14 protein-coding genes are annotated in these 17,482 nt (G+C 38.6%); 5 read left to right on the forward strand and 9 right to left on the reverse strand.

From position 1 onward, the window contains the following. Positions 1-228: 228 nt before the first annotated feature. Positions 229-1,515: an ATP-dependent RNA helicase RhlE gene (gene rhlE, locus AACQ38_RS08530; protein WP_041380009.1), complete on the forward strand. Its 1,287-nt coding sequence runs from the start codon at positions 229-231 to the stop codon at positions 1,513-1,515. A 3-nt stretch (positions 1,516-1,518) separates the two neighbouring features. Then, entirely contained in the window at positions 1,519-2,451 is a 933-nt protein-coding gene (dusC, locus tag AACQ38_RS08535) for a tRNA dihydrouridine(16) synthase DusC (RefSeq protein WP_109791421.1), read from the forward strand. A 310-nt stretch (positions 2,452-2,761) separates the two neighbouring features. Here dusC and AACQ38_RS08540 read toward each other — a convergent pair whose 3' ends face one another. From AACQ38_RS08540 to AACQ38_RS08560, 5 genes are all read right to left on the reverse strand, one after another. After that, positions 2,762-3,316, reverse strand: coding sequence for a GNAT family N-acetyltransferase (locus AACQ38_RS08540; protein WP_165577895.1), 555 nt, complete (start codon positions 3,314-3,316; stop codon positions 2,762-2,764). A gap of 199 nt (positions 3,317-3,515) precedes the next feature. Beyond that, entirely contained in the window at positions 3,516-4,622 is a 1,107-nt protein-coding gene (locus tag AACQ38_RS08545) for a lipase family protein (protein WP_165577896.1), read from the reverse strand. Between the two features lie 464 nt (positions 4,623-5,086). Continuing rightward, positions 5,087-6,223: a lipase family protein gene (locus AACQ38_RS08550; RefSeq protein ID WP_242685546.1), complete on the reverse strand. Its 1,137-nt coding sequence runs from the start codon at positions 6,221-6,223 to the stop codon at positions 5,087-5,089. Between the two features lie 316 nt (positions 6,224-6,539). Next, entirely contained in the window at positions 6,540-7,658 is a 1,119-nt protein-coding gene (locus tag AACQ38_RS08555) for a lipase family protein (protein ID WP_165577897.1), read from the reverse strand. A 594-nt stretch (positions 7,659-8,252) separates the two neighbouring features. Next, on the reverse strand, positions 8,253-9,377 hold the full coding sequence (locus AACQ38_RS08560; protein ID WP_165577898.1) for a lipase family protein: 1,125 nt from the start codon (positions 9,375-9,377) through the stop codon (positions 8,253-8,255). 403 nt (positions 9,378-9,780) lie between these two features. Between AACQ38_RS08560 and AACQ38_RS08565 the strand changes: the two genes are divergently transcribed. Beyond that, entirely contained in the window at positions 9,781-9,957 is a 177-nt protein-coding gene (locus tag AACQ38_RS08565) for a hypothetical protein (RefSeq protein ID WP_165577899.1), read from the forward strand. Positions 9,958-9,986: 29 nt separating this feature from the next. Here the strand turns inward: AACQ38_RS08565 and sseA are convergent, their stop codons facing one another. Both sseA and AACQ38_RS08575 read right to left on the reverse strand, forming a co-directional pair. Continuing rightward, positions 9,987-10,823: a 3-mercaptopyruvate sulfurtransferase gene (gene sseA, locus AACQ38_RS08570; RefSeq protein ID WP_165577900.1), complete on the reverse strand. Its 837-nt coding sequence runs from the start codon at positions 10,821-10,823 to the stop codon at positions 9,987-9,989. A gap of 43 nt (positions 10,824-10,866) precedes the next feature. Further along, positions 10,867-11,028 (reverse strand): hypothetical protein, encoded by a 162-nt coding sequence (locus AACQ38_RS08575; RefSeq protein WP_164488463.1) that lies wholly within the window; start codon positions 11,026-11,028, stop codon positions 10,867-10,869. A gap of 190 nt (positions 11,029-11,218) precedes the next feature. Between AACQ38_RS08575 and dinG the strand changes: the two genes are divergently transcribed. Beyond that, on the forward strand, positions 11,219-13,354 hold the full coding sequence (gene dinG, locus AACQ38_RS08580; RefSeq protein ID WP_165577901.1) for an ATP-dependent DNA helicase DinG: 2,136 nt from the start codon (positions 11,219-11,221) through the stop codon (positions 13,352-13,354). Between the two features lie 457 nt (positions 13,355-13,811). On the opposite strand, the gene AACQ38_RS08585 is transcribed toward dinG, so the two are convergent. After that, entirely contained in the window at positions 13,812-15,383 is a 1,572-nt protein-coding gene (locus AACQ38_RS08585) for an MAC/perforin domain-containing protein (RefSeq protein ID WP_165577902.1), read from the reverse strand. 665 nt (positions 15,384-16,048) lie between these two features. Further along, entirely contained in the window at positions 16,049-16,222 is a 174-nt protein-coding gene (locus AACQ38_RS08590) for a hypothetical protein (protein ID WP_165577903.1), read from the reverse strand. A 295-nt stretch (positions 16,223-16,517) separates the two neighbouring features. Here AACQ38_RS08590 and yafC point away from each other — a divergent pair, with 295 nt between their 5' ends. After that, positions 16,518-17,426 carry a DNA-binding transcriptional regulator YafC gene (gene yafC, locus AACQ38_RS08595; RefSeq protein ID WP_011145824.1) on the forward strand — a complete coding sequence of 303 codons (909 nt, stop codon included), beginning with the start codon at positions 16,518-16,520 and terminating at the stop codon, positions 17,424-17,426. Positions 17,427-17,482: the final 56 nt, after the last annotated feature.

Genomic DNA, 17,482 nt, shown 5'->3' on the forward strand with positions numbered 1-17,482 from the left:
GTAAATCAATGTAAATTGCATAAAAATGTTATGGATCATGAAAATTACCGGGTAAATAGCTATTGTTTTAGTTGCATCATCAGAAAGTATATCTGGTATAATAGCTAAAATATGGAGCATTGCAGTTGTGTTTTTTCCTTTGTGGTATTTACCACGTCTGATTTTCTTCCCATAAAACTGCCCCTGAATAGCGTTCAGGAATGGTGAAGTCTGGAGCATTTCTTATTTATGAATTTTAAATCACTTGGCTTAAGTGCTGATATTTTGCGTGCCGTTGAAGAACAGGGTTATTCAGCGCCGACACCAATCCAACAACAGGCAATTCCTGTTGTATTAGCAGGTAAAGATTTATTAGCGAGTGCTCAAACAGGCACAGGTAAAACCGCAGGTTTTACCTTACCCATGCTGCAACGGTTAAATGATTCCCCTATTCAGATGAAAGGGCGCCGGCCAGTCAGAGCATTAATCCTGACTCCAACTCGTGAATTGGCTGCTCAAGTGGGTGAAAATGTCCGCGACTACAGTAAATACCTCAGACTGCGCTCTCTGGTTGTTTTTGGCGGTGTCAGTATTAACCCTCAGATGATGAAATTGCGTGGGGGTGTGGATATTTTAGTCGCAACACCGGGGCGGTTACTGGATCTTGAACATCAAAATGCGGTTGATTTATCCCGGGTAGAAATTTTGGTATTGGATGAAGCTGACCGGATGCTGGATATGGGGTTTATTCATGATATTCGTCGAGTGCTGAATAAATTACCACCGAAACGGCAAAATTTACTGTTTTCCGCGACTTTCTCTGACGATATCAAAAGCTTAGCCAGTAAGTTATTGCGTGATCCCGTCAGTGTTGAAGTTGCACGTCGTAACTCTGCTTCTGAACAGATTGAACAGCTTGTTCACTTTGTCGATAAAAAGCGTAAAGGTGAGCTGCTCTCTTTCTTGATCGGCAGCCGTAACTGGCAGCAAGTTCTGGTATTTACCCGAACCAAACATGGCGCGAACCGTTTGGCAGAACAGTTAAATAAAGATGGTGTAACGGCTTCGGCTATTCATGGTAATAAAAGTCAGGGGGCGAGAACCCGTGCACTGGCTGATTTTAAAGATGGCCGGATCAGAGTGCTGGTAGCGACAGATATTGCGGCCCGTGGTCTGGACATTGATCAACTGCCTTATGTGGTGAATTTTGAATTGCCTAATGTCGCTGAAGATTATGTCCACCGTATTGGTCGTACTGGCCGAGCAGATGCAACAGGGCAGGCACTTTCTCTGGTCTGTGTTGATGAGCATAAGCTGTTGAAAGATATTGAGCGTTTGTTAAAACGGGAGATTCCCCGTATGGCAATTCCCGGTTATGAGCCAGATCCAACGATCAAGGCTGAACCTATCCAAAACGGTCGTCAGGCACGTGGCGATAATCGGCAGAAAAATAGCCATCGCCGTTCTGGGGCACCTTCGCGTCAGCGTAGCAGCAGTCATGATGTATCCCATAAATCGCCTAACGTCAGAGGTTAATCGATGCGGGTTTTACTGGCTCCGATGGAAGGTGTGCTGGACTCTTTGGTTAGGGAACTTCTGAGTGAAATCAATGAGTACGATTTGTGCATTACGGAATTTTTACGGGTTGTCGATAGCCTGTTGCCGGTAAAATCTTTTTATCGACTTTGTCCTGAATTACGTAACCAAAGCCGGACACCATCCGGCACATTGGTACGGATTCAGCTTTTGGGTCAATATCCACAGTGGCTGGCGGAAAATGCGGCACGAGCGATTGAATTAGGATCCTATGGGGTTGATTTAAATTGCGGTTGCCCGTCAAAAACGGTCAATGGTAGCGGTGGCGGAGCAACGTTGCTAAAAGATCCTGAACTGATTTATCAGGGAGCGAAAGCGATACGTGAAGCGGTACCTGCTCATTTGCCTGTGACGGTTAAGGTTCGCTTGGGTTGGGATAGCGGTGATCGGCAATTTGAAATTGCCGATGCGGTACAACAGGCGGGTGCGACGGAAATGACAGTTCATGGGCGAACCAAAGAGGATGGTTACCGAGCGGAGCGTATTAACTGGCAAGCGATTGGTGAAATTCGTCAACGTCTCTCTATTCCGGTTATCGCTAACGGTGAAATTTGGGATTGGCAAAGTGCGCAGAATTGCCAGAGTGTGACAGGCTGCGATGCGGTCATGATTGGGCGGGGTGCGCTTCACGTTCCTAATTTGAGCCGAGTGGTGAAATATAACGAACCAAAAATGTGCTGGCAGGACGTTGTTCAACTATTGCAAAAATATATCCGATTGGAAAAGCAGGGTGATACCGGGCAATATCATGTTGCTCGGATTAAACAGTGGCTTGGTTATTTGCGTAAAGAATATGAAGAAGCAACAATGCTGTTTGAAGAGATAAGAAAGTTAAAAACATCTGCTGATATAGCGCATGTGATCTCTTTGGTATGATATACCCGTCATCTTTCAAGCTGCCTCTTTGTTGGCTGCACTCACTCACCCCGGTCACAGAGTTCTCTATGCTCCCGGGGATTCGCACCTTTGCTGCCGCGATGCATCTTGAAATCTATTGGGTATATACCCGTTATCTTTCAAGTTGCTTCTTTGTTGGCTGCACTCACTCACCTCGGTCACAGAGTTCTCTATGCTCCCGGGGATTCGCTCCTTTGCCGCCGCGATGCATCTCGAAATCCATAGGGTATATAAAAAGTGAATTTGGGCAGTGCTCAGACCAAAGCATGACCATGAATATGTAAGACCGTTACTCTTTTTGAGGATTATTTCTATTCCACTCGTCGCGAGTTATTTCCCATATTTCCGAGGGCATTTTTCCGCTAATAAGGTCTTTATTTCCTAGTTTTATTAATCGCATACCACTTTTAATTGATATTTTCCTTGAAGCAATATTATTACTGGATTTAGGTGTTCTGAGTACATTGCGATTTAGGGTATTAAACCAAAAATCAGTGACTACTTGGGATGCTTCGGTCATAAATCCGTTTCCATGCCATTGTGGATCTAGCCAGAAACCTCTATTATTATTTTCTTGATCATATAGCGATATCATTCCTATTATTATTGATGGATCATCCTTCCTTCTTATAGTCCAAAACCATGCATTCCCTTTTGCCATTGATGGTAGCGCGATATTATTTATATATTTTATGGCTCCATCATCTGGGTAGGGCCACGGGATGTCTGCTGGAAGATAGCGAACAATTTCCCACTGAGGAAAGATGTTTTGAACTTGTACATAATCATTACTTTCTAAAGGATATAATATTAGTCTTCTGGTTTCTAGCTTTTTTAGTTCCATTTTGGCTTCCTTTTATAAATTTTTATAAAAAGTCAGATGATAATGAATTTAATTACCATTATGTGATATTTTTGTCAAAGAGATTTTAATTGATGTGATAATAGTTACTATGAATGATCTGGGCACGTTGGGAAAAGAATGGAACCTTTAATCAAGGTTCCATTTGGTTTAAATTAAAGCAAGAGGCAATACGATGAAATTATCGGATATTATCTTCATCTTGAATAATAGATGAGAAAAGTTTTCTAATATTGCGAGATTGACCATCGTTAATGACAACAATATCATAATCAGTTGGTGGATTAGCACGATCATTAACTACAATAAAACTCATGCCGTACTCTTTGGCATAAGCATCAATATGTTGAAGTACGAGTTTTTCAATTAAACCTGTAGAAGGTTTTAAATCAGGTGCAGTAAAAGGTAAATCTGGCGTAAGTTGAGTGTAATTCTTATCTTTAACAACTGAAATAAAACCGTTAACAATTAAAGTTGATATTGGATAGAGAACCTTGATTTCTTCTAATCCTTTTACGCTCCAGGCTAGGGTAACGATATCTTTACGATTATGGACCCGGAGAAAATGACTTTCATAGCTAGATAGTAATGTTCCATTAAAAACAGATTCACTATAGGATGCAAAAACATCATTACCGGCAGTTGGGGCAGCAAAGGAGGAAACATGAATACGAATATTATTGTTTCCTTTATCAATATAACGTCTCTTTAAATACAGACCAAGCGTAGAGGCCATTACACCGCCTAAACTATGTCCCGTAAGAGTAATATTATGTACTCCTTCTTCCAGAGCAATTTTATCAATTGCCTCAATCAATGATTCTCCATAACCGGGAGGGTTATTGCTCTTTATTTGGTTGATAATATAGCCTAAAGTTATATGGGTTCCTTTTGAAATTTTAGCATCTTTGGGGGCTTTTGAATCCCAAATTGACCAGTTTTCAGTTGTGCCTACATTGAAATTCTCATCAAACCAGTTAACCGTGGACCATGAACCACGAATAACAATTCGATAATCATTTGGATTTTTGAGATCTTTTACAATGAATAAAACATGATCATCTTTTTTATCTGTAACGCTTGTTTTATTATTAACACTACCGACACGAAAAACAGCAGGTCCCCAAATGATAGAGAATCTATTTGCTGTCGCTTTACTATTTGCTAATGATTTTTGAATATTTTCTGAAACGATAGCCGGTTCTGGTTGATAGGTTATTATACTCCCCGAGTTAATAATAATGCCTAACGCGAAATTTATTTTTTGATCTTCAAGAGAAATTGTCATTTTTGTTTCCAATTTTTAATATAATGAATGTTGATCTGATGTATTAGCTTAAACACCAATGATCAATACTTTGGGTTTTTATTTAAACAACAGAATAAAAGTTAATAATAATCTTTAAATCTGTTAAATGAGAGTATATGATTTTTTAAAGTTATTTTATTTAACAAAATAAATTATCTATTATGAACTTTAAAATAAGTGACAAAAATTATGCTATGCCTTTGTAAGATTATATTAGCATTGGTAGTGATAACGTGAAGGATGTAGCTATGGAAAATAATTTATATTGGTATCTACAAAAGTGAGTGATAGTGAGTTGCTGTAATTAGTGATAGGCAGGAAAAAATAACTTATTTACGCTATTCAATTGTAATTTATTTCAACGAATGGAACCTTTAATAAAGGTTCCATTACTAATGAATAAAAAAATATATTACAATATGGTAAGGTTATGTAATATTGCTCTAATCTTTAATTAGAGAGCTGAAACAGTCATGAATATGTTTAGATAAATTACTGTCAACCACAACAATATCACAACCAGTCGGTATCGTTGAATTGCCATGAATTTCTTTGTAACTCATTTGATAATGTTTTGGATATGCATTGATATGTTGAAACCCTATACTATCAAGTAAGTTTTGATGTTTATTTAACTCTTCTGAAAAAGAGAACTCAGGAGAGAGTTGGGTATAGTTTATATGGTGGGTTTTGTGGATATAAATCTTAACTCCAATTGTTAATATTGGATAGATCTTTTCAATTTTCTTTAAATCATTTTTAGCCCATGCTAATGGAACGATATCATTGATATTATGAATTCTTAGAAAATGACTTTCATAAGAGTTAGGGCTTAATGTTCCTTTAAAAAAAGAGTCAGAATAGGAGGCGAAAATATCATTGCCGGCAGTTGGCCCTGCGAAGGAGCAAGCGTGAATACGTATATTGTTGTTGTTGATGTAGCGCCTTTTAAGATATAAACCAATAGTAGAAGCGAGTAAACCACCCAAACTATGCCCCGTGACGGTAATATTCAGTATCTTATCTTTTCCTTCTTCTGTGGTAATTTTATCAATTACATCAACTAATAATTCTTTCTTATCATTAATAGGATGATCATTAATAATCGAATTTAATGCTAAGTTTGTTCCGTGGGAGATCTTAGCGCCTTTAAATTCTTGAGGGATATCTGTGTCCCAATTTGACCAGTCTACAGTTTTAAGTACACTGAGATCTTCATCAATCTCATTAATCTTAGACCAGGTTCCCCGAATAACAAGGCGATAATCAATGGGATTATCGCTATTTTTCACAATCATGACAACGTGATCATATTTTTTGTCATGGTGTTTTTCATTAATATGAAATATGGCCGGTCCCCAAACAATAGAGAATTTATCTGCTGTTGCCTTACTGTTTTTAAGTGATTTATTAATATCAGATTCAATGATTTTTATTTTGTCTGGTTTGTCAGATATTTCTCCAGAATTAATAATAAGGCTTAACGCGAGATTTAATTTTTGCTCTTCAAGAGATATGGTCATTTTTACCTCTCCCATTTTTTCATCTGGTAAATGTTGATCTGATGCTTTGGCTAACATATCTAGGGTTTAATTTTTTTGAGTCTTTCGTTTAAATAAAAAATATAGTTAAGTTTAAAGTTAATAATGAATTTTGAATCTGTCAAATGTGTGAAGAGGATTTTTTAATATTATTTTATTTGGTAACATGTAAATTATTTATTATGAAATTAAAGATGGATGATAAAATGAGGTGAAAAATAATTCTACAAAAATACCATTACTTCTTTGAAAGGTTAGATAAGTTAATTTGTATATAATTCTGTTTATGGAAAGTCATTTATTGCAATGAATGGAACCTTTAATAAAGGTTCCATTTATGTGATAAATAATAAGGTTATGTAATATTGATTTTATCTTTGGTTAGAAACTTAAAGAGATCAATAATACTTTCGGATAGGCTATCATTAACTACAACAATATCGTAATCAGTCGGTATATTTGAATTATCATCAATGGTGATGAAACTCATATCATACTCTTTGGTATAGGCATGAGTATGTTGATTGCCAATATTAGCCAGTAAACCGTCAAACGATGTTATTGGTGAGATTGGAATCTGTGAATGAATAGGGAAATCTGGGAAAATTTGCGTGTAATTCTTATCAAGGACAGAAAGGATAAGACCATTAATTGTGACAGTTAACACGGGATAGATAGCTTTAACTTCCTCCAAACCTTTTATATGCCAGGCCAGGGGAACCACATCTATACTATTATGAATTCTCAGGAAATTACTTTTATAACCGGCTACTGATATGTCATTGAAAATAGATTCGGAGTAGGATGCGAAAATATCGTTACCAGCAGTTGGTCCTGCAAAAGCACAAACATTAATCCGAATATTGTTATTTCCTTTATCAAGATATCGTCTCTTTAAATATAAACCAATGGTAGAAGATAGTACGCCTCCCAAACTGTGTCCTGTAATAGTAATATTTTGTATCCCTTCTTTCAGGGCAATTTTATCAATGGCATCAGTGAGTGATTCTCCATAACCCGGAGGATTGTTGCTTTTCATTTGGTTAATAATATAGCCTAATGCCATGTCAGTTCCGTAGGCTATCTTGGCATTTTCAGGTGATCTTGAATCCCATCGTGCCCAATCTTGAGTTTTACAAACAATAATATCTTCATTAAGCCAGTTAATATCGGACCATGATCCCCGAATAACCACGCGGTAGTCATTTGGATCATGGCGATTTTGCGCAATGAATAGAACATGATCGTCCTTTTTGTCTATAACGCTTTTTTTCACATTAACGTCGTCAACGCGAAACACCGCGGGGCCCCAGATGATAGTGAATTTATTTGCTGTTGCTTTACTGTTTTCCAATGATCTGTGGATATTTTCCGAAACAATGCTCGGTTCTGATTTGCTAGTTTTGATTCCTCCAGAGTTAATAACGAAGCTGAGCGCGAGATTTATTTTTTGATCTTCACGAGAAATAGTCATTTTTACTCCCTATTATTTCATGTAATCAGTGTTAATGTGAGGTATACCCGTTATCTTTCAAGTTGCTTCTTTGTTGGCTGCACTCTCTCACCCCGGTCACATAGTTATCTATGCTCCCGGGGATTCGCTCCCTTGCCGCCGCGATGCATCTTGAAATCCGTAGGGTATATTGGTTTAAATATCAAGATTTAATTCTTTTGCTCTTCCATTTGGATAAAAACAGAATTTAACTTAAAGTTAATGATAACTTTCAAATCTGTCAAATAAGTACATGGGGTTTTTTGATATTATTTAATTTAACAAAAATATAAATTATTTATTTATAAATTAAAAGTAAATGATTGGGGTTATATATTGAATAATTACATGTTAATATTATTGCTATCTTTTGTTATTATATATATTACTTAATGGTAGTGATATGTAAATATCTTTGAGATTATCTCTGTGAATAATATTTTTGGGAATAATTATAAATTGGTGATATTCTAAATGATATATATAAAAGTGATCTTATTATTATGTTTAAATAATTTTAGTTTAATGGAGCCTTTGCAATAAGGCTCCATTGAATTGAGATAAAATATAATAAATTTATGAGATATTAATATTGTTATCAGGCAGAGGTATCCGTAAGAAATAAGCGACGATATCTTGAGATAGATTACTATTAATAACCACAAGATCATCAATAGGTGGTTGAGTACCGTCATTAACCTCCACTAAATTCATGCCATATTGGTTGGCATAGGCTTTAATATGTTGAAAAACAACTTGCTTATTGAGATCCAGTTCTGCAATAGGTGCTGTAAAAGGTAAATCTGGTGTGAGTTTGGTGTAACCTTTATCTTGCACGAGAAGAACAATCTTTTTAAATCTGTCAATTAGTTTCTCATCTAATTTAATTAATGGTTCATAGATAGTTGGGATTTTTGCTAATCCATCCAGATTCCAAATGAGGGAAATAACATCTTTACGATTATATATCCTTAAAAAATGGCTCTTATAGCTAGTTGCTGACATGTGGTTGAAAACAGATTTAATGTAAGAGGCAAAAACGTCATTACCGGTATTTGGGTTAGCAAAAGAACAAACATGAATACGAATATTGTTATTCCCTTTATTAAGGTATAAGCGTTTTAAATATAACCCAAGGGTAGAGGCGAGAATACCACCTAAACTGTGCCCGGTAATGGTAATATTATGTATGCCTTTTTCCGAAGCAATTTTATTAATTGCGTCAATAAGTGATTCTCCATGACCAGGAATATTGTTACTTTTTACTTGATTAACAATATAGTCTAATGCTATGTGAGTTCCATAAGAGATCTTAGCGTCTTTAAACTCTTCCGGGATATTTTGATCCCAAAGTGACCAATTTACGGTTTCGTGTACAGCAAAGTTTTCAACCTGCCAGTTAACATCAGACCATGATCCTCGGATAACGATGCGATAATCATGGGGAATTTTGCGATTTTTTACAATGAATAAAACGTGGTCGTCCTTATTATCTTTACTGTTTTTTCCATTATCAACACGAAAAACAGCGGGCCCCCAAATAATAGAGAATCTATTGGCAGTTACTTTACTCTTTTCCAATGATGCTTGAATGTTTTCCGCAACCATAGTCGGTTCTGGTTTTTCGGTTATTATACTTCCAGCACCACTAATAAAGCTGAGCGCGAGATTTATTCTTTGATCTTTAAGAGAAATAGTCATTTTTACTCTCCATTTTTATGATATAAATGTTGATATTATGCTTTGGTGAATACATTAATATTCAACTCTTTCAGTACTTAGTGCATTAGGATGTTTTATTTTTCTTGCTTTATCATAAAGAGTTTCAATACATCTTGGGATTGATCTCCTCACATGTTGCTCATGTCCACGATTTATTGACAAGAATGGCGTGCAATATTAGTGCCTATTGGAAAGTAGCTTAATCTTATTTTTAAATAAAAAACAGAGTCGAATTTTAAGTTAATAATAATAATATTTGAACTTACAAATATATTTATTTCATTATTTTATGTCACTCTGATTGATAAAAAATAGTATTGATTGAAGAATAGAGAATTAAATTAATAAATAGGATTGTGAAATATAACGATACGGGGATTATTTGATTGGCTGTTATCTGGTGATCGAAAAATATATCTATACCCTATGGATTTCAAGATGCATCGCGGCGGCAAGGGAACGAATCCCCGGGAGCATAGATAACTATGTGACCGGGGTGAGTGAGTGCAGCCAACAAAGAGGCAACTTGAAAGATGACGGGTATATATTGAATAATTAAAGGGCATAGAGATGCCCTATAGCATTTAATTATTTTTCAAGTGGTAAGGCTTCATCTGCTCCCCATTCAGCCCATGAGCCGTCATATAAATAAACATCTTTCTTGCCGATGATATCTAAGCCCAGTACCAAAACGGCAGCGGTCATTCCCGATCCACAACTGGTGATAACCGGTTTGTTTAAATCGACGCCTTGTTTATGGAAAATATCGGTAATTTCAGTTTCTGATTTAAAGTGGCCATTCTCTACTAACATGGTCCACGGAATGTTTTTACTACCGGGAATATGGCCCATTCTTAATCCGGGACGCGGTTCTGGGGCCTTAGCTTGAAAGCGGTCTGTCGCTCTAGCATCGACAATTTGGATTTGTTGATCATTTAGCGCACCCAGAATTTGTTCCAGTGATTTCACTTTGTCGGCATTGAAATCGGTATTAAAGATTTGAGGATTGCGCTTCACTTCCCCTGATGCTGTTGGAAATCCTGCCTGTTGCCAGCCTTGTAAACCGCCATCAAGAATACGGACGTTGTGGCTACCGAATATCTTAAATGTCCACCATGCGCGAGGAGCGGAGAACATATTGCCTTGGTCATAAATCACGACTAAATGATTTTCACTAATGCCCATTGCGCCAACAGCCTGACTAAAAGTTTGCGGATCGGGCAGCATGTGAGGTAATCCACTTTGATGATTGGCAATTTTGTCTAAATCAAAAAATTGGGCACCGGGGATATGGGTATTCAGCCAAAGTTTATGACAATCAATTTGTTGAGGTGGTGGTGGGGCGGTTGCATCAAGGATGACGAGATTCTTATCATCAAGATGATCTTTTAGCCATTGTGGAGTGACAAAGTATGCGTTATTCATGAGGTCCCTCACTTGATACAAAGATAAAATATGCCACAGCCCGTTATTGTTGTTGTACCGGTGCCGTGGTGGTTTCTGGTTGTTGGCTGGTTAGTGATTCTATCGGTGTGGTCGAACGGGTATACATATTAAGGCCCGCTAAGAATACGCCGCCAATTGAACCAAATGCAAAGATAGCGATGAAAATGATAAGGAGCTTTTTCATTATTGTTCTCAGGTGTTGTAGAAAATAGGAAGTATGTTGTAGAAAATAAGAAGTATATAGCGTTCTGAATAGCTGACAAGGTGCTCACTAATTTAACGAGCGAGTTGACTGATTATTGCCTCGACATGGAGCTGATTTCATTTCTGCTCTGTGGGACAATAGCGCTCCGATTTCATAGCAGTAGAATCCAATGGCACTTTCCAATTCAATAAAAAATCAGATAAGTCAGTGGTATAAGATATTACCTCAACATATTAATGGTTTTATTTCTCGTGCTCCGCAGCGGCAGATGATTGCCGAAGTTGCAAAAACACTTGCGGATCAGGAAGGTCGTCATTTGGTTATCGAGGCACCAACGGGAATCGGTAAAACCCTTTCTTACCTGCTACCTGGCATTGCTATCAGTAGAGCGGAAAGTAAGCCATTGGTTGTAAGTACGGCGAATGTTGCTTTACAAGATCAGATTTACAGTAAAGACCTGCCACTGTTGCGCAAAATTATTCCCGATCTGAAATTTACCGGTGCTTTTGGTCGTGGTCGTTATGTTTGCCCTCGCAATCTTGACGCTATCTGTGCAACCGATAGCGAACAGATTGATCTTATGTTTTTGGTTGAGGACAAAACAGAGCTTGCCAGTAGTGAAGAGCGGGAATTGTGTCGTCGGTTGCGTAGTGATTACACAACCTTTGCCTGGGATGGGTTGCGTGATCACCATAAATTGGCTTTGTCCGATGCTTTGTGGGGGAAAGTGAGTACGGATAAAGCAAATTGTCTGGGACGTAACTGTCAGTATTATCATCGTTGCCCATTTTTTATTGCTCGCCGTGAGATAGAAAATGTCGATGTGGTGGTGGTTAACCATGCGTTAGTGATGGCGGCATTGGAGAGTGAATCGGTACTGCCTGATGCTAAAAATTTGTTATTGGTACTCGACGAAGGGCACCATATACCGGATGTTGCCAGGGATTCTCTGGAAGTTGAAGGGGAAATCACCCTGTTTCAACTTAATGGTCAATTGGATACTTTTGTTCGTCATGTTGAGCAATATCTGGTGCAATTCCATCCGGCAAAGCCACCACGCTTAGCGAATGCCAGTCGCCTGAATGAACACAGTGAAAAATTACGGGAATGCTTTAGAGAGCTCGCAATTATCACTCAGGCGTTTTTACCGGAAAAGAATGAAGTCGATGAGTATCTGTTTGAGCGGGGTAAATTACCGGATAACTTGCTACTTTGCTGCCAGCAGCTATTTAAACTGACTGATGGTTTACGGGGTTTGGCAGAAGCGATACTGAATGATTTGACTGAGCGGACGGCTAAACAGGATATTGTCAGATTACATCGGTCTATTTTGCATACCAGTCGTGCGCTTGGATATTTTGAAAATATGACTAAGTTGTGGCGTTTGGCAGCGTTGGAAGAGTCATCCAGTGCACCGATATCAAAATGGCTTAGACGCCGTGATGAGAAAAATCAATCGCACCTCTATTTCCATTGTGCCGGTATCAGAGTCAGTGAACAGCTTAATCAACTGCTTTGGCGTAGCATTCCTCATGTGGTCGTGACATCGGCAACGCTTCGTTCTCTGAATAGTTTTTCTCGTATTCAGGAATTGACCGGGTTAACTGAAAAAGCCGGGGACCGTTTTGTCGCATTGTCATCACCTTTTGACCATGTACGGCAGGGTAAATTGGTTATTCCCAAAATGTCATGGGAACCGACACTGCACAATGAAGCCGCTCATTTGCAAGAGATGGCAGGTTATTTCAGGGCTCAATTGCTGAGTCAGCAACATAAAGGCATGTTGATTTTGTTCAGCAGTCAGAGAGCGATGGATATCTTTCTCTCTTATGTAACGGATTTACGCCTGATGTTACTTGTGCAGGGGGATCAGCCACGTTATCGGTTAGTGGAAACACATTGTCAGCGTATTAATGAAGGGCAATGTAGTGTACTGATTGGATTGCAATCTTTTGCGGAAGGGCTGGATTTAAAGGGAGATTACCTGTCCCAAGTTCACATTCAAAAAATTTCATTTCCGCCGGTGAATAATCCGGTCATTATTACTGAAAGCGAGTGGTTGAAATCACTTAAACGTTATCCTTTTGAAGTGCAGAGTTTACCAAGTGCTTCTTTTAGCCTTATTCAGCAAGTAGGAAGGCTTATCCGTAGCCATGAATGTTATGGTGATGTGGTGATTTATGACAGGCGCTTACTGAGCAAAAGGTATGGCCCAAGATTATTGCAAGCGCTGCCCGTTTTCCCCATTGAGCAGCCGGAAGTTCTTTCAGAGGCGGAAATTGGGGACATGAAAAAGGATAATTGAAACTCACATCTAGCGAAAGCAAGGCGATTCTTGTGGTTATTGGCAGTAACGTTTAACGTGTTGGTATTCCCTATCACCATAAACATATTATTCGACTGAGAGTATTCGCAACCCCTCAAGGTGAATATTGGTTACGGCGTTTAAATCACGATCATGTCCAATCCCGCAACCGTAAACTTACTTGCTGAACGGCCCACGTAACGAGAGGCCCATTCCAAGGCCTCCAGGCTCGGTTGTAAAATATTTCAATGCAATTGAAAATATTAGCACTGATAAAGTTGCAAGTCTTGCAGGCAGATACGTTCTCTAACTCGTTCCTTTTAAGATTGTTAAAAAATCATTTGGTCACGGCATTATCCTCGTGTTTAGCTCTGGTGTACCAGGGAAAGTTTAACTTGTATTGCTGCTTGCAACAGGACTATATTTAGACAACCTATATATTAACATGAAGATTCAATCACTTATCTACACCACGAGTAGTGGCTATATAAACACTCCATGCAGTGGTCCACCCCTCATTAACATTACCGTTTGAATTCTGTTCGCCGCGAACCACCTGATATCCGTAAGGTGGAAGAGTAACTGGAGGATAAGAATCATAAATAGTAATAATGTCTGTTATTGCTTTCTCATGGTTGTATTCTTCTTGTCGATAACATAGATAGATTTTTTTTGTGCCCATTCCCCAGTTTATATCCTGTGGAATTTTAATCCAGCCTTCTTCGCTTTCTGAGTGAATACCTTCCTCTGCTATTACCTTCATATCGCTAACACATTTATGACGTTGTTCATTGTCGATAATCGAGTTGAATGACACCCTGTGGTAACACAGATAAATATAGGGAGTGCTTAGACTATTCGTTCCTCCCAGCCAGCCAGGATAAGCACACCCTCCTGCTAATATATAATTTTCAGGGATAGGTGCTTTTGAAATAATGATTTCATCAATATAATCTGCATGCAGTTGCCGCTTAGCGGACTCTCTTGGCCCCCAGACAGTTTCGAAATATGTTTTAAGTTTCTTCTTTTGTACTGATGCTGTACATAGTTCCCAAATCCCCGTCAGTGGTTTGGAGTCTGTAAAGTTAACTAATTCAGGGGCACTAGGAACACTGAATTTCCAATCATCAAATGCTTTTTTTGCTGCTGCTATTGCTTCTGATGAAGGTTGCTCTGCGTTTGTCGCGCCACCGAAAGGATCAAATTGAGACAGATTACCGCCAATGGAGTGGGTTTTCGTGCTGGATGCTGAACGAAATTTCTTTATGTCTTCCTTAAGTGAATTCTCTGTACTAACAGAGAGACCGACAAATCCCGCGAATGAGGCTGCTGCAACCACGTCAAGAGTGTTTGTTAGATTCGAAGTATATTTGTCCGTAGATGATGAATATTGCGCGCAGCCACCCATAACCACGCCGCTAAGAAAGTGAGAGCCCCAGGTATTAAAGAGGTCATCCATATCCTCCTCGGTATCTGCCTTATCAAGGGCCGTTTTAACACTTTCTTTAAGAAACTCTTTTAACGCTTCCGCTGAACCTTTGAGTACATAGAGGCCATAAGTATATTGAATGCGGGAAAATGCATTTTCAGAAGCTGTCAGGCTGTCTGTGGCGAAATCGACACCCAATGATGCGCTAAAGAATATGTAGTTACCTTTAATGCGGCTTTTACTGGAAATACTGCTTTGATATGACTCAATTGATTCTCCTGATGCATTGGTATATTTCAAATCTCCGGCACTATAACAATCGACATAACGGGGGACTTTTAGAGTCTTTCCGAGGATGGTGATCTTCTTGAAGTTATCTTCACTTGCGTTGACTTTTTGTTCATCAAAAAGCGAATTAATACAACTTCCTACGTTGCAATACTTACCAAAAACATCATAACCAGTGCCGATCATTTCAGCACCGGCTATAACAGTATCATCGAATAGGGCCAGTTTTCGAAAATAGTTTTGGTCACGTATCTCAAGATCTCTTTCGCTGTTTCCCTGCTTTAGTGGTTTTCCTGTTTTATCGTTAGACATAATTAGAACCTCATATTGGTAGGGAATAAATTGACAATAGATATCGTTGCATTCTTGATGAGAATTAGGAATTTTTATACCTATAAAAAAGAGTAGAGAAGAAGTGAAAAACATCAACAAGATGATAAAAATAATGACATGTGCATCCTGAAATATACGCTATTAGATAATCAAACAAATATTGCTATCAGGGTAATAATTTGTCATATCATGTATTTTTAAACTTAACGTGCCATCGCGATTCAGCTCATCTAAAATATCAATCGCTGTTGATAATCTCGTGTTTTTACCTTGAAATTCATTGTATAAAGCATTTCCCGATAAGGTGTCTGTATAAAATCAGTCGGTAGTTCTCATACAATCACGTAATGTCTTTGCGTGTGGTTTTCAGATTGTGTAAGCCTTTTGGTGTGGTAAAAAAAATGTATTATTTAGCGTGAGTGTCAAGGGATTTCCTTCTGGAGTGGTAGTACAAAAATGGTTATGAGAGTGATCGACTATTGCAAGGTTGCCGGTTAGTGGAAACACATTGTCAGCGTATCAATGAAGGGCTGTGTAAAATTGAAACTTACACCTGGCGAAGGCAAGGCCGATTCTTGTTGTTATTGGCAGTAATATAGCAATATGAGATTGCTTTAGTCTTAATATGACTGAAGTTTATGTTTTTATCGGGTAATAGAATCGCCCCGTACAGCTTTTTTCCAGACAGTGTTGTCCAGTGGTGCGGTATCATTGTAATCAATGTCATTATCAGGCTTGTCAGACAGCACATTAAGTTCAGATTTCCGTGTTTCAGTCAAAGGTGGCAATTCACTTCGTTTGTATTTAACTATACTCATAACGTTTCCTCTTATTCCGCGTTGTTTTTCGTGCGAATGACCTTGATACCATCTTCAAAACGAATCCCATTCTAATGGTAGTGAAATCCCAAGTTGTTCCGTAATTGTTGGTCCCAGACCGACAATAACAAACCCTGTTGTATCTATTGCAAATGTACTGATAATCAGTGCAAGTAATACCGGCGGAATAGATTATCTTCATAGCAAATGTCCACTGATGGCATTTAATATGAAAAAGTGTTTTAATAACAAAAATGTTTAAAATATCAATTCTCTATTCCAAAAAAAAGCAACGATGAAGGCAAATTCAGAAGAGTTAACAATTTTCGTGTCAGTCGTGGAAAACGGGAGTTTCAGTCGTGCGGCGGAACACCTGCAATTAGCAAATTCCGCCGTGAGCCGTTCTATAAAAAAACTGGAAAAGAAACTAGGCGTGAGTCTGCTCAATCGCACAACACGTCAGCTTAGCTTAACCGAAGAAGGTGAGCGTTATTTCCGCCGAGTTCAGCATGTTCTACAAGAAATGGCCGCCGCTGAAACTGAAATTATGGAATCTAAACACACTCCAAGTGGTTTATTGCGTATCGATGCTGCAACACCCGTCGTATTACATTTACTGATACCACTGATTAAACCTTTTCGCGAACGCTACCCAGAAATAACGTTATCACTGATTTCTTCGGAAACGTATATCAATCTGATTGAACGCAAAGTGGATATTGCCATTCGTGTAGGCAACTTAACCGACTCCAGTCTACGAGCTCGACCACTTTTTTCCAGCTACCGAAAAATCGTCGCCTCTCCTGAATATCTGAAAAAATATGGCATACCGCAATGCATTGAGGAGTTGAAAAACCATATTTGTCTTGGCTTTACCGAACCGGTATCACTGAATACCTGGCCGATAGCTTGTCAGGACGGACAACTGCATGAAATAACCGTTGGACTTTCTTCCAACAGTGGTGAAACCCTTAAACAACTGTGTGTGACGGGTAATGGTATCGCGTGTCTGTCTGATTATATGATTGATAAGGAGATTACCAGTGGTGAACTTGTTGAACTACTGGTTGAAAAACGTTTACCCGTCGGGATGCCTTTCAATGCCGTATATTACAGCGATCAGGCTGTAAGCACCCGAATCAGGGCATTTATCGATTTTCTGAGTGAATATGTCAATGACTCCCGTAAATACTTTGGTCGTTAAAGCAAACATTAATCTTTATAAAGATGATTTCAAGATGCATCGCGACGAGAATCCCC

This window comes from Photorhabdus sp. RW14-46 (assembly GCF_963887965.1).
GTDB lineage: Bacteria > Pseudomonadota > Gammaproteobacteria > Enterobacterales > Enterobacteriaceae > Photorhabdus > Photorhabdus laumondii.